This is a genomic window from Paenibacillus dendritiformis, assembly GCF_021654795.1.
Classification (GTDB): domain Bacteria; phylum Bacillota; class Bacilli; order Paenibacillales; family Paenibacillaceae; genus Paenibacillus_B.
On record NZ_AP025344.1, the window covers coordinates 3,698,438 to 3,714,993 of the forward strand.

The 16,556-nt window shown below is 55.9% G+C and carries 17 protein-coding genes; 1 reads left to right on the forward strand and 16 read right to left on the reverse strand.

Annotated elements, in window-relative coordinates; all coding sequences use genetic code 11:
- Positions 1–42 precede the first annotated feature (42 nt).
- The 5 genes from L6439_RS16360 to L6439_RS16380 all read right to left on the reverse strand — a co-directional run bounded on the left by L6439_RS16360 (position 43) and on the right by L6439_RS16380 (position 3,291).
- Positions 43–663 carry a genetic competence negative regulator gene (locus L6439_RS16360; protein WP_168179757.1) on the reverse strand — a complete coding sequence of 207 codons (621 nt, stop codon included), beginning with the start codon at positions 661–663 and terminating at the stop codon, positions 43–45.
- Positions 664–929: 266 nt separating this feature from the next.
- On the reverse strand, positions 930–1,358 hold the full coding sequence (locus L6439_RS16365; RefSeq protein WP_168179771.1) for a DNA-directed RNA polymerase: 429 nt from the start codon (positions 1,356–1,358) through the stop codon (positions 930–932).
- A gap of 134 nt (positions 1,359–1,492) precedes the next feature.
- Positions 1,493–2,302 (reverse strand): metallophosphoesterase, encoded by an 810-nt coding sequence (locus L6439_RS16370; RefSeq protein WP_168179758.1) that lies wholly within the window; start codon positions 2,300–2,302, stop codon positions 1,493–1,495.
- 6 nt (positions 2,303–2,308) lie between these two features.
- On the reverse strand, positions 2,309–2,704 hold the full coding sequence (locus tag L6439_RS16375) for a hypothetical protein (protein WP_168179759.1): 396 nt from the start codon (positions 2,702–2,704) through the stop codon (positions 2,309–2,311).
- Positions 2,701–3,291, reverse strand: coding sequence for a CPBP family intramembrane glutamic endopeptidase (locus L6439_RS16380; protein WP_168179760.1), 591 nt, complete (start codon positions 3,289–3,291; stop codon positions 2,701–2,703). The genes L6439_RS16375 and L6439_RS16380 overlap by 4 nt, the downstream gene beginning before the upstream one ends.
- Before the next feature lie 519 nt (positions 3,292–3,810).
- Between L6439_RS16380 and serA the strand changes: the two genes are divergently transcribed.
- Entirely contained in the window at positions 3,811–5,397 is a 1,587-nt protein-coding gene (gene serA, locus L6439_RS16385) for a phosphoglycerate dehydrogenase (RefSeq protein ID WP_213468218.1), read from the forward strand.
- Positions 5,398–5,553: 156 nt separating this feature from the next.
- On the opposite strand, the gene L6439_RS16390 is transcribed toward serA, so the two are convergent.
- The 11 genes from L6439_RS16390 to ytfJ form a co-directional block, all read right to left on the reverse strand.
- On the reverse strand, positions 5,554–6,993 hold the full coding sequence (locus L6439_RS16390; RefSeq protein ID WP_168179762.1) for a sensor histidine kinase: 1,440 nt from the start codon (positions 6,991–6,993) through the stop codon (positions 5,554–5,556).
- Between the two features lies 1 nt (position 6,994).
- Positions 6,995–7,711, reverse strand: a complete 717-nt coding sequence (locus L6439_RS16395) for a response regulator transcription factor (protein ID WP_168179763.1) — start codon at positions 7,709–7,711, stop codon at positions 6,995–6,997.
- Between the two features lie 79 nt (positions 7,712–7,790).
- On the reverse strand, positions 7,791–9,044 hold the full coding sequence (gene ccsA, locus L6439_RS16400; protein WP_213468217.1) for a cytochrome c biogenesis protein CcsA: 1,254 nt from the start codon (positions 9,042–9,044) through the stop codon (positions 7,791–7,793).
- Positions 9,041–10,705 (reverse strand): cytochrome c biogenesis protein ResB, encoded by a 1,665-nt coding sequence (resB, locus tag L6439_RS16405; protein WP_213468216.1) that lies wholly within the window; start codon positions 10,703–10,705, stop codon positions 9,041–9,043. The genes ccsA and resB overlap by 4 nt, the downstream gene beginning before the upstream one ends.
- 24 nt (positions 10,706–10,729) lie before the next feature.
- The gene (locus L6439_RS16410) at positions 10,730–11,251 is read right to left on the reverse strand and encodes a redoxin domain-containing protein (protein WP_168179766.1); all 522 of its coding nucleotides are present in this window, start codon (positions 11,249–11,251) and stop codon (positions 10,730–10,732) included.
- Positions 11,252–11,519: 268 nt separating this feature from the next.
- Positions 11,520–12,263: a pseudouridine synthase gene (locus L6439_RS16415; RefSeq protein WP_168179767.1), complete on the reverse strand. Its 744-nt coding sequence runs from the start codon at positions 12,261–12,263 to the stop codon at positions 11,520–11,522.
- 547 nt (positions 12,264–12,810) lie between these two features.
- Entirely contained in the window at positions 12,811–13,161 is a 351-nt protein-coding gene (locus L6439_RS16420; protein WP_213468215.1) for a hypothetical protein, read from the reverse strand.
- Positions 13,162–13,314: 153 nt separating this feature from the next.
- Positions 13,315–13,848 carry a spore maturation protein gene (locus tag L6439_RS16425; protein ID WP_168178073.1) on the reverse strand — a complete coding sequence of 178 codons (534 nt, stop codon included), beginning with the start codon at positions 13,846–13,848 and terminating at the stop codon, positions 13,315–13,317.
- Between the two features lie 80 nt (positions 13,849–13,928).
- A complete protein-coding gene (locus L6439_RS16430; RefSeq protein WP_168178072.1) occupies positions 13,929–14,573 on the reverse strand; it encodes a nucleoside recognition domain-containing protein in 645 nt (214 codons plus the stop codon).
- A gap of 44 nt (positions 14,574–14,617) precedes the next feature.
- Positions 14,618–15,847, reverse strand: a complete 1,230-nt coding sequence (locus L6439_RS16435) for a D-alanyl-D-alanine carboxypeptidase family protein (protein ID WP_213468214.1) — start codon at positions 15,845–15,847, stop codon at positions 14,618–14,620.
- Between the two features lie 213 nt (positions 15,848–16,060).
- A complete protein-coding gene (gene ytfJ, locus L6439_RS16440; RefSeq protein ID WP_168178070.1) occupies positions 16,061–16,501 on the reverse strand; it encodes a GerW family sporulation protein in 441 nt (146 codons plus the stop codon).
- Positions 16,502–16,556 lie beyond the last annotated feature (55 nt).

A 16,556-nucleotide genomic window follows, 5' to 3' on the forward strand; every position in this document is an offset into this window, starting at 1 on the left:
CCGTTCCGAAGCGGGCGCTCCCTGTTAATCAACAGAAACCATTTAAGCGTGCCGAGGAGGGAAATGACTGCAGATGACAGCAATCGCATTCTCCGGGAGAATGCAGGTTCCGTACTCCTCCAGAACCGCGGCAGTTACGGATGCGGCTTCCCCGTATTCAGCAAGAATAGAGACCAGACCTTGCAGACGGTGAGAGTCGAGATCCTCCGGTTCCGCATAGAATATCCACTGATTATTATATTGGTATAGCGCGCCAGAGACGGTATAATTGGTATTCACCGTATGGGCGGCCTCGATGAAATGCTCAAAATCGCGGAAAGCGAAAACGATGGTGTCGCTCTCTTCGAGCGTCACTTCCATTTCATACACATCATCCAGCTCGTCTTCATCCGCGCCGCTCGCATGATGCCCCGCGCTATCCCAGCGGGTCCGGGTTACAATGACGACCATGCCTTGCGCAGGCATTGCGAACACTTCTACGGCAAGCGGTCCCGTCGCGTCGAATCCGAGTTCAGTGTAAGCCTGGTCCATCATTTCCGCGAACAGCTCCTGCAGCTTCGTCATCTCGCGCCAGAGATCTTCGCGTTGGATCCCGCGCTCCGACAAATCGTCGAACGTAAGGAAAACACGGATTTTGTCTTGGCTCAGACGTTCGATTTTCATGGACAGGACCCTCCTTTGCAACTTCGGTTATAACAGATTATGAAGCAACATATAATATGTGCTGAAAATGGTTCCTTGTAACCTCATGTTATCATTAATTCAAATGTTTTGCACTACATAAAATGGCCTGTCCGGATCTTCTTAGGTATGTATGGAAAATACCCAAAAAAGCCGTCGATGAACGCTCGACGGCTCTTGTTGCCGGTTGCTCGATCAAGACGGCCCGAATCGGCTGCATGATCTCGCAGCCATTGCTAGCTATTTCATTAGTGGCGGGCGGGCTGCTGCATGTCCGCTTTGGTCTCCAGCGTTTGAACCGCAGTCTTCATTGCGTCCTGGGCGCTGATCGCAGCAGCCGAAGAATTCATGGATGAAGGCAGCGGAGCCAGTCCGTTCTCGCGCAGAATCGCATCAACCTTGCGTTTGACTTCCGGATCGCTATCGATAAGCTGCTTTACTTTGTCCAGGCTGAACTCGTTCGGATTCGCTTGGCTGGCCGCTTTGGACAAGGCGTTGCCCATATTGGCAAGCGTCATCGCAGAGTCCATCACTTTGTTTTTCGCTTGGCCCATCACGTCCTGCATCACGTTGCCAGCCACCTGAAGCTTGGACTGCAGGTTCGCAAGCGAGCGGCGATCGGCCATATACATGCCGGCGATTACGCCGAGAGCCGTACCGGTAAAAAACGCCCTCATATTCACTGCTGATCCCTCCTTGGTTATTCGGATTCAGTAGTTAGTGTGGTCGCCGCTCACCCGAACCATGCGCAATAAATTCAGGAAACAATGGGGCATCCATCGCAGGGACTGGAATGCGAGGATTTTGTTTTTTAGCGTGCCCGGAGCGTAATGAAATGAACCTCCGGCGGGCTGCACAGCCGCACAGGGGCATGCGAGGTCCCATATCCCCTGCTGATGAACAGCCGTGTGCAATGTCCATTCTTGTCCGCGAACGGATACCAGCCTGCCAAGTATTGGCGGTAAAACTTGCCTGTGCGGACAGGTCCGAGGCCAGGCAAGCAAATTTGGCCGCCATGCGTATGCCCTGACAGGACCAGATCGATCCCGTCCAAATTCTCGCCCCGCAGGGACAGCGGATCGTGAGTGACGACAATAGTGCAGCCCGGCTCCTGCTTGACGTCAAGCATGCTGAGCTTGGCGTTCGTTCTTCCCGTGCTGAAGTCATCCCAGCCGACGAGCCATATCCAGGCTCCGTCCCGCTCCAGCCGGACAGCTTCATTGTCCAGCACCTTCACGCCCAATTCCCTCAGCATATCGTCAAGCTTGCGGATATCGGCCCTGTAATCATGATTCCCATGAACGGCCATGACCGGGCCAAGGCGCGACAGCATCCGTATGTTATGTCTGCAACGTTCGAGCGGAACGCCGGCTTCCGTCATATCCCCGCCTATAATGACAAGATGCGGCTTGTCGTGCTGCATCAGAGCCGCGAGCTCCCGATCGTCAATGGTCCGCCGGTGAATATCGGAAATAAAAAACAAGCGGGTGCCGTCAAATGATGACGGCAGCCGCCTTAACGACACTTCTTCCTCCACAATGTTACATCCGCTCGCTTCCCGCAGCATGTAGCCCGCCACGGCACAGAAGCCCAATACAACAAGACCGATCACAGCAATCATGGCGATTTATCCTCCCAACGCCATCTTATGCCGCCCCCACAAAAAGAGCGCGATTAACAGCCCGATAAACAGCAAAAACAATATATTGTAAAACCATTGCGTAAGTTTCGCGTAATTGGAAGGATACAATTCTTTGCGGGGCGGCAAATAACGATCATCATCCTCTTCCCCATCAAGAAGAGCCTCCGCATGTTCCCCGGGCTCGTCTTCCTGGCGATTCGATGCTGTTGTCTTGGTGTCTGGATGGGACCCGGCCGCTTCCATCCCTTGGGCCGAAGCCTTGGATGCCGAATCTTCCCGCAGCCGGCGCAGCGCAGCGAGCGCCGGGCTGTCTTCCATGTCGGGGGCCGCGGTTCTGCGTGTGAACCCGCGAAATGACGGGTCAGGCCGCTTCTCGCTCATAATTCCCTCCGAAAGCGTAAAATAAGTCCCATAATCAAATCAATGAAAAAGTGAGCCGCAATCGGCGCCCACAAAGTCCCCGTCCATTCGTAGACGGTTCCGAGCGCATAACTGATTAGAAAGACCATCAGTGTAGGCAGCCAATGGCGCAAATAGCGGACATGGATCGCGGCGAACAGTATGCTGGTCCAGTACGGGCCAAAAGCATGCTGGACGGCCCCCCTGAACAGCAGCTCTTCGCAGATGCCCACGATGAGACAAATCACGACAATATGCCACACCGGCCGCTTGCCGAACAGCTTCTCGTTCATGCCCCCGTCGTCTGTCATGTCCTCCGGCGCGAATTGCGACACGGCGATGTCGACGAGCACGACGACGACGGCCAATCCGGCGCTCCACCACAACCACTGCCAGGCTTCCGGCACGGCCAGAAGAGCGAACGGATTTCTGCCCTGCAGCCAAATCCATATCAATCCCGCCAGCAGGGTGAGGCCTTGAGTCAGGTACAAGTTAAGAAGCAGGAGGCGATCGTCCAGCTCGTGAACACGAACCTGCCGTTGTTTAAATTGGTTCCATTTCTGTTTCATTCGATCCCTGCCTTACCGATATATACACACACATGCAAGTAAAGTTGCGATGAACCGACAGATGAATCATATCAGAAAAAATGGCTCCGATACAACCTCCGCCGCTGCGATTCGCCCTGCGTTTCCTATGCAATTAGGTCTTTTTTCTCCCTATTGACACCGATCAGGATGCGTGATACATTAAATAAAATTTCATGATGTAATACGGTGAAGGAAAAGAACAGATGCGAAGCCCTGCAGAGAGCCGATGGTTGGTGGGAATCGGCGGCGGACCATCATGTTCCAGCGTTCCGGAGTTGTTGTGCTGAAGCTTGCCGGCGGCAAGTGCGTAGGTCCAACCGGCTAGAGCCCGTTAACGCTCGGCATCTCGTTGCGAGATGGTCAAGGTCTGGCGCGCAAGCGCCGGGCGAAGAAGGGTGGCACCACGGAAGAAGACTCTCGTCCCTTACTACGGTCGTAGTATGCGGACGGGAGTTTTTTTATAGATAACTATGATTTAGATATTGGGAGGAGATTTCCATGTTCAAAGTACTCGTATCGGATCCGATCAGCGATTTCGGCATCCAGCAGCTCGTCGACGCGCAGGATGTGACCGTCCTGAAAAAGACAGGATTGTCTGAAGACGAGCTGATCGACATCATCGGCGATGTCGACGCCCTGCTTGTCCGCAGCCAGACGCGGGTGACGGCGCGCATCATGGAAGCCGCCAAGCAGCTCAAGGTGATCGGACGCGCGGGTGTCGGGGTGGACAACATCGATCTGGAAGCCGCGACGAAGCGGGGAATCATCGTCATCAATGCGCCGGACGGCAACACGATTACGACCTGCGAGCATGCCTTCGCCATGATGATGGCCCTGTCGCGCCATATTCCGCAAGCGTACGTGAAGACGATTGGCGGCGTATGGGATCGCAAGTCGTTCCTTGGCGTCGAATTGATGAACAAGACGCTGGGCGTGCTCGGCATGGGACGCATCGGGAGCGAGGTCGCGAAGCGCGCCAAGGCGTTCGGCATGGAAGTCATCGGCTACGATCCGTTCATGACGGACGAACGGGCGGAGAAGCTTGGCGTCAAGCTTGGAACGGTTGACGAGATAATCCGCGCCGCCGATTTCATCACGGTGCATACGCCGCTTACCGACGAGACGCGCCATATGATCTCCCGGCCGCAGTTCGAAGTGATGAAGCGGGGAATGCGCATTATCAACTGCGCCCGCGGCGGGATTATCGATGAACGGGCGCTAATCGAGGCGATCGACGAGGGCATCGTAGCCGGGGCGGCCTTCGACGTGTTCGAGGCGGAACCGCCTGCAGCGGATCATCCGTTCTTGCATCATCCGAACATTATTGTCACCCCTCACCTCGGCGCATCGACGGTCGAAGCGCAAGAAAACGTGGCGGTAGACGTCTCCGAGCAGGTGCTTCATATTTTGCGGAACGAACCGTTCAAAAATGCGGTGAATATGCCTCCGGTCGCGCCAAGCGTGCTGAAGAAGATCCAGCCTTACTTCAAGCTCGCCGAGAAGCTGGGGCAATTCGCCGGCCAAATGGCCAAAAGCCCTGTCCTCGAGATCGTCGTCAATTACTGCGGCGACCTGGCCGAGGTGGACACTCAGCCGATTACGCGCTACATCGTGAAAGGCGTGCTGTCCCGCCACCTTGGCTCCGATGTGAACGAGGTGAATTCGATGCATCTGGCCAAGGTTCGCGACATCAATATTTTGGTGGAAAAATCCCATATCGCCAAAGGCTTCACCAACCTGCTGACGGTCAAGCTGCGCACGAGCACCGAGGAACGGCTCGTGGCCGGCACGCTCTTGAACGGATACGGAGAGCGAATCGTTCAGATCGATAAATATACGGTCGATCTGGTGCCGGAAGGCTATCTCCTTCTGATCTCGCATCATGACAAGCCGGGCGTCATCGGACTGGTCGGCTCCCTGCTCGGGAACAACGGCGTGAACATCGCGACGATGCAGGTGGGACGCAAGATCGCGGGCGGAGACGCGATTATGGTGCTATCCGTGGACAAGTCGGTGCCGCAGGATGTGCTCGCGGAGCTGAAAGCCCATGCGGATATCAATAAAGCGAAAGTCATCGTCTTATAACGAAAAGGCGCCGATAACAAGCAAAGCCATGCGCCTTGTTCCACGGGCAACAAGATTTTGGTAAAAAATCCGTCCTGCTCTGACATGATTAGCGAATCGCCGCATGACACAAAACTCCCTTCTCCGCCAAGCGGAAAAGGGAGTTTTCCCGTTTCGTCAACCGTTCTCTTTTTGCGACACCGGGATCGGGAGCTGAATGGTGAATGTTGTCCCTTCGCCCTGCACGCTGTGAACCTGGATCGAGCCCTTGTGGGCCTCCACAATATTTTTGACGATGGCGAGGCCCAATCCGGTCCCGCCGGTCGCTTCCCGCTTGCGGGCCTTGTCGGCCTTGTAGAAGCGGTCGAAAATATAGGGGAGATCCTCAGACGGTATGCCCTGGCCATGGTCCCGAACGACGATGCTCAGCGTCTCGCCGCCGTCTGCGGACATGCCGCGGCACGTGCCGATGCTGATTTCCTCCCCCGCCGACGAATGCCGCAGGGCATTGTCCAGCAGATTGGTCAGCACCTGCTCCAGCCGATCCTCGTCGGCGGCGGGCAGCACCGGATCGTGCGCTTCGAGCTTCAGCACGATCGGGATCTGCTGCTCCTTCGCGAGCACCGTATACTTGCGGAATACGCGGTAAATCAGTTCATTTACGTCGGTCTCATTCCAATGCATCTGCATATGGCCGGATTCCATCTTGGCCAAGTCCAGCAGATCTTTGACGAGACGCCCCATGCGCAGCGATTCGTCATGAATGACCTGGACCAGTTCCTGCCGCTCCTCGGGGGAAGCGGCGATATCATCCATCAGCGCCTCGCTATAACCTTGCAGCATGGAGAGCGGAGTTCGAATCTCATGGGACACATTGGCGACGAAATCCGTCCGGAGCTTCTCCAGCTTGACTTCCTCGGAAATATCCCGCAGCACGGCCACCGCCCCGCGCACGCGGCTGTCGGCATGGAGCGGGCCCATCACGACCGACCATACTTCCTTCTGCACATGAACCCGCGCGGTGACTTCCTTCCCTTCCTTCACGACCTTGTCGAAATAAGGCTTCAACGGATCGGGAACCGCCGAAGATTCGGCTCCCTCCTCTTGAATGTTCCACTCCATCTGATTCCAGGTGTTCAGAATCGCTTCGCCCTGCGGATTCGTGAGAAGCATCTGGCCGGCGGCGTCGAACGTAATCACCGCATCGGTCATGCTTCGCAGCACGCTGGCCAGGTGCTCCTTCTCATGCTGCAAATCCTGAATCGTCAGCTTCAGCTCTTCGGCCATATGGTTGAACGTGCGGGACAGCTCGCCGATCTCGTCGGAAGAGCGTATCGTCACCTTCGTGGAATAGTCTCCTTGCCGGATCGTGTCGGCCGCCTCCTTCAGCTTGCGCAGCGGCTGCGTAATCTTCGTGAAGAGGAACAGCGCAAAGAACGTCGTCAGCGAGAAGCCGGTGATGGCGGTATAAACGAACAATTGCTTAATGTCATTCGGATGCGCGAAGTTGCTGTCAATGTAAGGCAGCAGATATACGCCCAACGTAGCCATGACGAAGGCGACAAGACCGATAATGGTCATCCATAGCTTTCCGACAATGCTTCGCCAAAATTTCACGTTATTTAGGCACCTCTAGCTTGTAACCGACGCCCCATACGGTCGTAATCATAGCCGCCGCCTCCGGCGATACCTTGTTGAGCTTTTCGCGCAGACGCTTCACATGGGTATCCACGGTCCGCAGATCTCCGAAAAATTCGTAGTTCCAAACATCCTTCAACAATTCTTCGCGCGAGAATACTTTGTCCGGAGATATTGCCAGATAGTGCAGCAGCTCATACTCTTTCGGCGTCAGACTCACTTCCTGGCCTCCGGCCGTGACGCGGTGGGCATCATGCTCGATAACCAAATGCGGGAATACGATATTGTTGCTCGTCTTCGGATCGTTGGTCAAGAACGCCGTCGCCGACGAACGGCGAAGCACCGCCTTGACCCGGTAGATCACTTCGCGCGGGCTGAACGGCTTGACGACATAGTCATCCGCTCCCACCTCGAACCCTTGCACCCGGTTCATTTCTTCGCCTTTGGCGGTAAGCATGATGACCGGCGTAGCCTTGACCTGCCGCAGCCGCGTGCACACTTCAATGCCGTCCATTCCCGGCAGCATTACGTCGAGCAGGATCAAATCATAATCCTCGCTTACCGCTTTGCGGAGCGCCACTTCTCCATCTTCCGCCTCATCGATCGCGTATCCCTCTTTTTCCAGATACATTTTGAGCAGGCGGCGAATGCGTTCTTCATCATCGACCACCAGTATGCGATTCACATGTTCAGACATATACGACTCCCCTTCCAATGGTTATACGCGTAACTGGACAGAACGTGGTCCTGTCCAGTCGCATGCGCAGCTGCCCGGATTATACTCCGGCATAGGAATGCAGCCCGGAGATAATGAGATTGACTCCGACCAAGGTAAACATAACGATCAAAAAGCCAATGACGGCAAGCCAGGACGATTTGGTCCCGATCCAGCTTCGCGACAGGCGCAAATGCAGATAGGCGCTATAAAACAGCCACGTGATGAGCGCCCAGACCTCCTTCGGATCCCACGCCCAGAAGCGGGACCAGGCAATCTGCGCCCAGATCATCGCGAAGATAAGCCCGCCCAGCGTAAACACCGGGAACCCCAGAGCGATGGAGCGGTAGCTGATCTCATCGGCCAGCTCCGGATCGACGCCGCGGACAAACGGTTGAATCGACTTCGCGATCGGCTTGCGGATAATCAAGCGAATGAGACCGTAGAGCACCAGTCCGGTCAGCAGCGACCAGATGACGGTGTTCAGCTTCCGCCCTGCCTGCACGCCCTTCATCCAGCTTGGAGCTTCCATCAGCGGAAGCGAAATCCCGATGAAGCTCGGCACCTTCTCCAAGGAAGCCGAGTCGCTGTTGTACGGAGCGACCAGCGGCGGCATTTGATACGTAACCTTTTCCAATCTCGTCTCGATTTGACCGTTCTTGACGCTCTCCACCTTCTGGTCGATGATGATCTCATATCCGGCTCCCCGGAAAATAAACACGATCGAGATAAAGCCGATGACGATAACGATGCTGGCCATCGTGAATTCGAGCCATCGCTGCGGCCTGCGCGGCGCCCCGGCATCCCAGCGAATCGAGCGCAGCAGATGAAGCAGGCCGGCCAGGAACCCGACCGCGAAGAACGCGTAGCCGAGCGCGACCATCGTGACATGGATATAGAGCCAGATCGAGTCCAGCTGCGGGATGAGCGGCTGAACTTCACTCGGAAAAACCGAGGCATAGCCCATGATGATCACGGCCAGCGGCACCCCGAAGACGCCGAGCACCGTCGAACGGTATATCAGATACACCACGACGAAAGCGGCAATAATCATCATCGCCAGGAAGGACATAAATTCGTACATATTGCTGACCGGAATATGCCCCGCCCCGATCCACCGCGTGAAGAAGTAGGCGGCCTGCGCCAAGAAGCCGATGATCGTCACGGCGAACGCAATCTTCCCCCACTTCCGTTCCCGGCGGCCGTAGTCCTGGGACTTGCCGCCCCCCAAGGCGAATACGAACAGAATGAACGCGATGCAGAACAAGAAAAATGCGACTAAATAGGCGTCCTGGCTAAATTGCAGCAAATTCAAGCCTTATTCCCCCCACGATCTATCATTTTCGAATCCACCTGCACATCGGCGGCCGCCAATGCGCGCGCCACTTCATTGCGCAAGCCGAACCAATTTTTGTTCGTATGCGCTCCCAATGCCAGATTCTGCCCGTCCAGCCGCAGCCATACGCGGCGGTGCTGCCAGTAGAAGCCCATGACAAGGCCGATCATGCTGATCGCGGCCCCGACCCAGATGAACGGCATCGCCGTATCCTTGCGCACGGTCAGGAAGCTTGTCGACTCGGACATCGTCACATCTTCCATCGAGGACACGCGGACCTCGAACCGCTCCGCCATCTTGCCGTTAATGACATCCTGCTGGAAGCGGACCTTATCTTTTTGCAGCGGGAAATAGAGATAAGGCTCTCCCTCATCCGATAAACCAGGCCCCTTAATCAGGAAAATAAAAGCGGGAGCATTCGGCTCCTGCGACAGATTCGTCGGCTCGCCCTTGCTGTTCAAGCCAAAATCCATGAATTTGCTCGTTAATTCCAACGTATACGGCCCTACCTTATACTCCCGTTCCGTCCGGTTCACTTTCAGCTCGAATTGCCCGTATACTTCGCCCGTGGCCGGATTCCGCAGCTCAGGCTTGACCGCCACGAGCTTCGGCTTCAGATCGAAATCGAACTGATACGCCGAGATTCCGTCGTATTCCATCGGTTCATTGACACGGATATCATGCTGGTGAACCTTCTCGAGCACCGGCTCGGCCACCGGATCGTCGCACTTGTCGACACAGCGGAACAGGGTCGCCTTCGTCTCGAACAGCTTCGGGAATACCCGCCCTTCCTTGACGAATTGCTCCGGCATCTCGTCTTCCGAATAATATTCCACCCTAAAATGATCATTTTGCAAATAGTACGGCGTATTCGGAATTTCCCGCGGCTCTCCCTGCGGGAATCCGGCATAGTACTCCAGATGCCATCCCGGAATGCTTCTTGCCAGCACCGCCAGCAGGAAGACGATGAGGCCGATATGGTTGATATAAGGCCCCCAGCGGCTGAAGCGGTTCTTCTCCGCCAGCAGCGCCCCGTCGTCGCGGATAATGCGGTAGCCGCGTTTTTTGAGGGCGTCCGACATTTTGTCCAGCCACGCCTCCGGCTCCTCCTTGATGTCCCCTTGATAGACAACGCGCTGCCGCGTAATGAATTGCTCATGCTTGCGAACCTTTTGCTTATGTAAGGCGCGGTACAGCGGAAGGACCCGATCCAGACTGCATATGACGAGCGAGGCCCCGATCATGACGAGCAGCGTAATGAACCACCATGATTCATACGTATGGGACAAGCCGAGCAAATAATAGATATGCCCGAGCGTGCCGTAGGTCTGCTTGTAGTAGGTCGCGGCGTCAATCGAGATGAAATTGCTTTCCTGCGGATATATCGTCCCGAGAGAAGCACCGATCAGCGTGATGATAATGATGATGATCGCGATTTTGACCGACGAGAAAAAATTCCAGATCCGGTCAATCCATGAAGGATTCGCTTTTTGCGACTTGCGGGCGACGCCGTCATATCTCATTTCGAGCACCGCATCGGAACCGGAATCCTCGTTCTGCGGTTTGCCGCAGGCTTCGCACAGCACCGTTCCTACGGCGTTCTGATGCCCGCATTCACACTTCGTGTTGACAAACGCCACGTCATTGCCCTCCTTCCATCCCGGTTAGCTGCCTGTAATCTGCTGAAGATAAGCATTCAGCTGATCACGGGATAATTCTCCGATATGGATGGCGTGGACCTTGCCGTTCGGCTTAATGAAGAACGTGGTCGGCATCGGCCCGATGCCGAACGCCTTGATCGCCTTCTTCTTCTGATCAAGCAGCATCGTGAAGCCGACGTTCACTTTTTTCATATAGTTCTCGACGACCAGCGCATCTTCCCCCGCATTGACGCCGACAACCTCGACCCCCCGTTCCTTCCAATCATCGGCCGTGCTCTGCAAGGCAGGCATTTCCCGCTCGCACGGCTCGCACCAGGATCCCCAGAAATTCAGGACCACCGTCTTGTCCCGGTAATCGCTTAACTGAACCAGATCCCCCTGCACGCTCTGCAAGGTCAGGTTCGGGATCGCATCCCCGGCTTTTGGCGTCTCCGGCTTCTTGAAGGCGGAACTGACAGCGAAGCCGCCAAGGAGAAGGATGCCCGCTAAAATAATGATTTGCACTGTCTTATTGCGTTTCCCCATTATCTTCGCCCCTTCCAGAGGTTGTTCATCATCCGGTTTTGATCAAGCCCCTTCTAAACTTCTGAAAACCGGACTGTCTGAACGCTCGTTTCTATGACGTTTTTCACAACCAGACAGAGGAGTTGCTACAATTTCCGCACACCATCCACGATCATTATAAGTCATTGGCGGAGTACCCCCTCTTCCTTAATATGAAAATTATGTGTCATAGCAACGGGAAACAAACCCCACGCCTGCCGGGTTCGTTCCGACCGATTCGAGAATCGGTTCAGGCCTCTGTGCGGTTCGCCTTGATCGCCATCTTCAATTCGTTGACCTCGGATTTGGTCAGGTGCCGGAATTTGCCCCGCGGAATCCCTTGCAGGAAGATGCTGCCGAATTGAACCCGCTTCAGCTTCACGACAGGATGCCCGATCGCTTCGAACATCCGGCGGACTTGGCGGTTCCGCCCTTCGTAGATCGTGATGCTGATCGTGGCCGATTGGCGCTCCATATCCACATCATGATATTCCACCTCAGCTGGCTGCGTCATACCGTCATCGAGTTGAATGCCCTCTCTCAGCTTGTCCAGCACATCGCCGTGCGGAATGCCCTTGACCGTCGCGTGATACGTCTTGGCCACGTGATGGCGCGGATGCATGAGCATGTTCGCCAGATCGCCGTCATTGGTCAGAAGCAGCAGCCCTTCCGTATCATAATCGAGCCGCCCTACCGGATACACCCGCGCTCCGATTCCTTTGACGAAATCCAGGACCGTTTTGCGCCCTTCCGGGTCCGACATGCTCGTAATGACCCCTTTCGGCTTGTGAAAGGCGGCATATACTTTGTTGGCATTCGCGGTAATCGGCTTGCCGTTCACGGTAATGATGTCAGTTGCCGGATCCGCCTTGACCCCTAACGCGGTCACGACCTCTCCGTTCACCTCCACCTTCCCGTCCAGTATCAATTGTTCACATTTGCGGCGCGACGCAACCCCTGCGTTTGCCATTATTTTTTGCAATCGTTCTTCCATCGATGTCTGTCACCTCAAACCTATGATATCCTTTTGTGAACAAGACCACAAGCCGGAGGTTCAAAATATTGTCGAATTCCATGACAAAGAGAGGGTGTCCCAAAAGTAGAATTCAACTACATTGAGACAGCCCCCGATTCTCAAAGCTCGACTCTCCGAAAAAACGGCCAAAAAACTTTTCTTTATGAAGAGCACTCCGTAATAGGGAATCCTGCAAAACGGCATTAATTTCCGGCTATTCAATCTAGAAAAGTGAAAAAGCGATGAACATCATCTACTTCTCAGGCTGTTGAGAAAGTCCAGGGGAAATTTCGGCACTTCATTTTTTATGTGGCGGATCTCGTCTCTCTGTAGAAAAAAATCGATTTAAAATGGGTGCCAAGTTTCGAGAGGAAAATGGACATCTCCACCGGCCTGAAAACTGCACCATTTCCCTGGACACGCCCATCCCATCCGGCAGGCGATATCCGTCAAACCCGAGGATTTCTCCAGATACGCCCATCCGGCAGGCGAAGTCAGCAAAACACCACGATTTCTCCAGATACGCCTATTCGGCAAGCGAAATCCTGCGTAAATACAGCAATTCGATATGGACGACTTTGCCAGAAAGGGAATCCTGCAAAATTACAGGAATTTCACCCGCTTCGGCCTTGAAGCAAAAGGGCCTAAAATGATGCAGATTTGCAGCAATTCCTTGGGAGGTGGACTCATTAAGCCGAACTTCCTGTAAAATAGCAGCAATTTCCTCCGCATGTCCAAGCCCCAGGAGGCAACGATGCTTCCAGCAGGCCGATAATGCTTCCTGAAGGCGATGATCCTCCCAGAAGGCGATGATACCCCCCCAGCATCCGACGCGGTCGCTTGGATCCCGTAAATCAGGCCATTGCGTAGTCGACATCTTCCCCCGTTTTGCGCGCCGTCATTTTCGCTCTGTACCGTCGCTATGGAGCTTCTCCGTTTTTTCCGCATCCACATTCGCTGTTGACTCGTCACCTCAATCTTTTTGCAATGCTGATGAGACGCTTCCTTCCCATGATTCGATTCCGCCATCTCACCCGAATACGAGCAGGCAGACGATAATGGCGGCCACAAAGCCGACCAAATCGGAGAACAGGCCCACCTTGAGCGCATAGCGTCCCTTGCGGATGCCGATCGCTCCGAAATAGACCATCAACACATACAGCGTCGTATCGGTGCTGCCCTGAATCGTGGAAGCCATGCGTCCGATCATGGAATCGGCGCCGTAGGTCTTAATCAGATCGGTCGTAAAAGCAAGCGAACCCGCACCCGTAATCGGCCGCAGGAACGCCAGCGGCAGCACCTCGCTCGGCACGCCGAACCAGCTGAGAAGCGGCGCGAACCAGCCGACGATCCATTCCATCGCCCCGGAGGCCCGGAACACGCTGATGGCAACCATCATCCCCACAAGCGTCGGAATGATGTTGATCGAGGTCTGGAAGCCATCCTTCGCCCCTTCCACGAACGATTCATAGACGGGGATCCGCTTGAAATACGCATATAAAGGAATGAAGACGATAATGGCCGGGATCGCCCAGGCCGAAATAAGCGACACTACAGCGTACATGCGCAGCCGTCCTTTCCGAACGAGTGATGAAGTCCCTCTTCAGCCAATGGCGCGTGGCCGAATGACCGGCCTGCCGGGTCTTAGTCGGGCATCGGCGGGACGCCAAGACCGTCCTGGCCCGTTCCGGCCGTCTTATTCGGCGGACGTACCGAAGCCCGGTTGCGGCACCACCGGTCGGCAGCAATCGCGGCGAGCGTCGCCACCATCGTGGCCAGCAGCGTCGTGCCGACGATCTCGGCCGGATTGGCCGAGCCGAAGTTCATCCGAATCGCGATGAGCGTCGTCGGAATCAACGTAATACTGGACGTATTAATGGCGAGCAACGTGCACATCGCCGGCGTCGCCGACTCTTTGTCCGGATTCAGCTTTTGAAGCTCTTGCATCGCCCGTATCCCCATCGGCGTCGCCGCGTTCCCCAGGCCGAGCAGATTCGCGCTCATATTGGACATGATGTACCCGAGCGCCGGATGATTCGGCGGCACGTCCGGGAACAAAAAACGGACGATCGGGCCAAGCGCCTTCGCGACCTTGGCCAACAGGCCGCCGTCTTCCGCGATACGCATCATCCCCAGCCAGAATACCATCACGCTAATTAGGCCAAAGCTGACCGTGACTCCGGTCTTCGCGCCGTCAAAAACCGCCTCCGTCACCGCGTCAATCCGTCCTTGGGCGGCGGCTGAGATAAAACCGACCAGCAGCATGAACATCCAGATTGCATTGACCATTATTCTCCCCCCTTATCCCTTCCGGCGCTCCCTCCCCGCTGCGATTAACTCGCATCGAATAACGCGCCGACCGCGGTCCGCAGCCCGTCGAACCATCTGGCCGCGGGGGAATCCCCCTTGCCTGGCCCGTCGCCGCCTGCCGCAGCCTCCTCCAACGGGACCGCGATGAGCGGCTGGCCATCCAACTCATAGCGTATCGTGCCGCGGTAGCCTAACCGGTAATCGAGACTTCCCGCCGGAACAAGCCGGACGGACGCCTTCACCTGGCCGCGCTCATCCTCACCGAGCGGGTAGGCGGCCGAGACCGAAGCTTGCAGATGCTCATAGCCTTGGATCTTGTCGCCCTTGGCGATGAGCGGCACCGCCGGAAAGGCGGAAAACCCGTAATCAAGCAAGCGCGTATGATCGAGCCAGTCGTTGCCGTCGTTGAGGGTCACGACCGCTAGCTGCTGGCCGTGTCTCGTCGCCGAGCTGACGAGACAGCGAAGCGCTTTGGACGTATATCCGGTCTTCACCCCGTCGGCTCCCTCGTACAGCTGCAGCATTTTGTTTTTATTCGTCCATTTATAATCCCAATTCGCATTCGGATTCGGCACGGTTTTCACCTTCGTGCGGACGATCTCCTGAAAGGTCGGATTGTGAAGCGCATAAGCGGACAGCCGCGCCAGATCGTTCGCCGTCGTATAGTGCCCGTCGGCGTCAAGCCCATGCGGGTTGCGGAACTGCGTCTTTTCCAGGCCAAGCATTTCCGCTTTCTGGTTCATCATGTACACGAACCCTTCCTCGGACCCGCCGACATGCTCCGCAATCGCGACGGCGGCATCGTTGCCGGAGCGAAGCATCAACCCGTACAGCAGATGATGGAGGCTCATTTCCTCCCCTCTGCGAAGGTACAAGGAGGATCCTTCCTTGGCAAATGCCCGCTTGCTCGTCTTCACGACATCGCTCAGCTTGCCGGATTCAATCGCCACGATGGCCGTCATAATCTTCGTGGTGCTCGCCATCGGCAGCGGCTCTTCGCCGTTCCGGCTGTACAGAATTCTCCCGCTGGCGACATCAATGAGCGCCGCCGCCTTGGCATGGATGGCCGGGGGCTTTAACCGCTCGGCCCGGCGCCCGGGCTCGCGTTCGGGTTCCGCTTGCGCCACCTGGACGGAGCTATCGGAAAGCCCCGTGCTTCCGTTGCCCGCCTCGCTGAACGAGCTAAAGACAAGAAGCACGGAGCTTATAAGCAGCAGCTTTTTGGTGAATCCCGCGTTGGTGAATCGGATCATAGGGTCCTCCTTTTGATGATGCCAGTCCAATTGTTACCATGTGTATGCTTGTCTTCTTCCAGGTATGCGGAAGCAGACGAGAAAACATGCGAAAGAAGACGCCGTCGCTCGCGCATGACAAACAGCGCCAAGCCCGCTCCTCCTTCGCACATCGCTTAGCGGACGGGGAAGGCAGGCGAACTTGACGCTTCTGCGTGTAAGAGCATTACGATATCACGCCTCTTCTTCATTCGGTCCGTCGTAGCGGTCGCGCGTGAACATCGCTTCGATCCGGTCAAGCACGCTCGGGGTCACGTCGATAATGCGTTCGAGCAGATGGGTCTGATTATCGAGCGAGACGACATTAATGCCCTGCTGGCCCACGACAAGGAACGCAATCGGGGTCAAACAGACGCCGCCGCCGCTTCCTCCCCCAAAGGGCAGGGCAGGAGCCCCTTTCCGATCCTCATGCCCGTTCCCGGATCCGCCGCGACGAGGATCAATCCGGAAGTCGCTCCCTCCCGCAGCGAAGCCGAAAGCGACTCGGCTGATCGGAAGAATAACGCTGCCGTCCGGGGTCTGAACCGGATCGCCAACGATCGCGTTCACATCGACCATGGCTTTGATATTCTCGAACGCAGCTTGCATCAATCCTGCGACAGGATGTTCTGCCATTGCCTTGAGTCCTCCTCCGCGTATATAAAATAGTGCCGTTCCAAAAGCCGAAAAC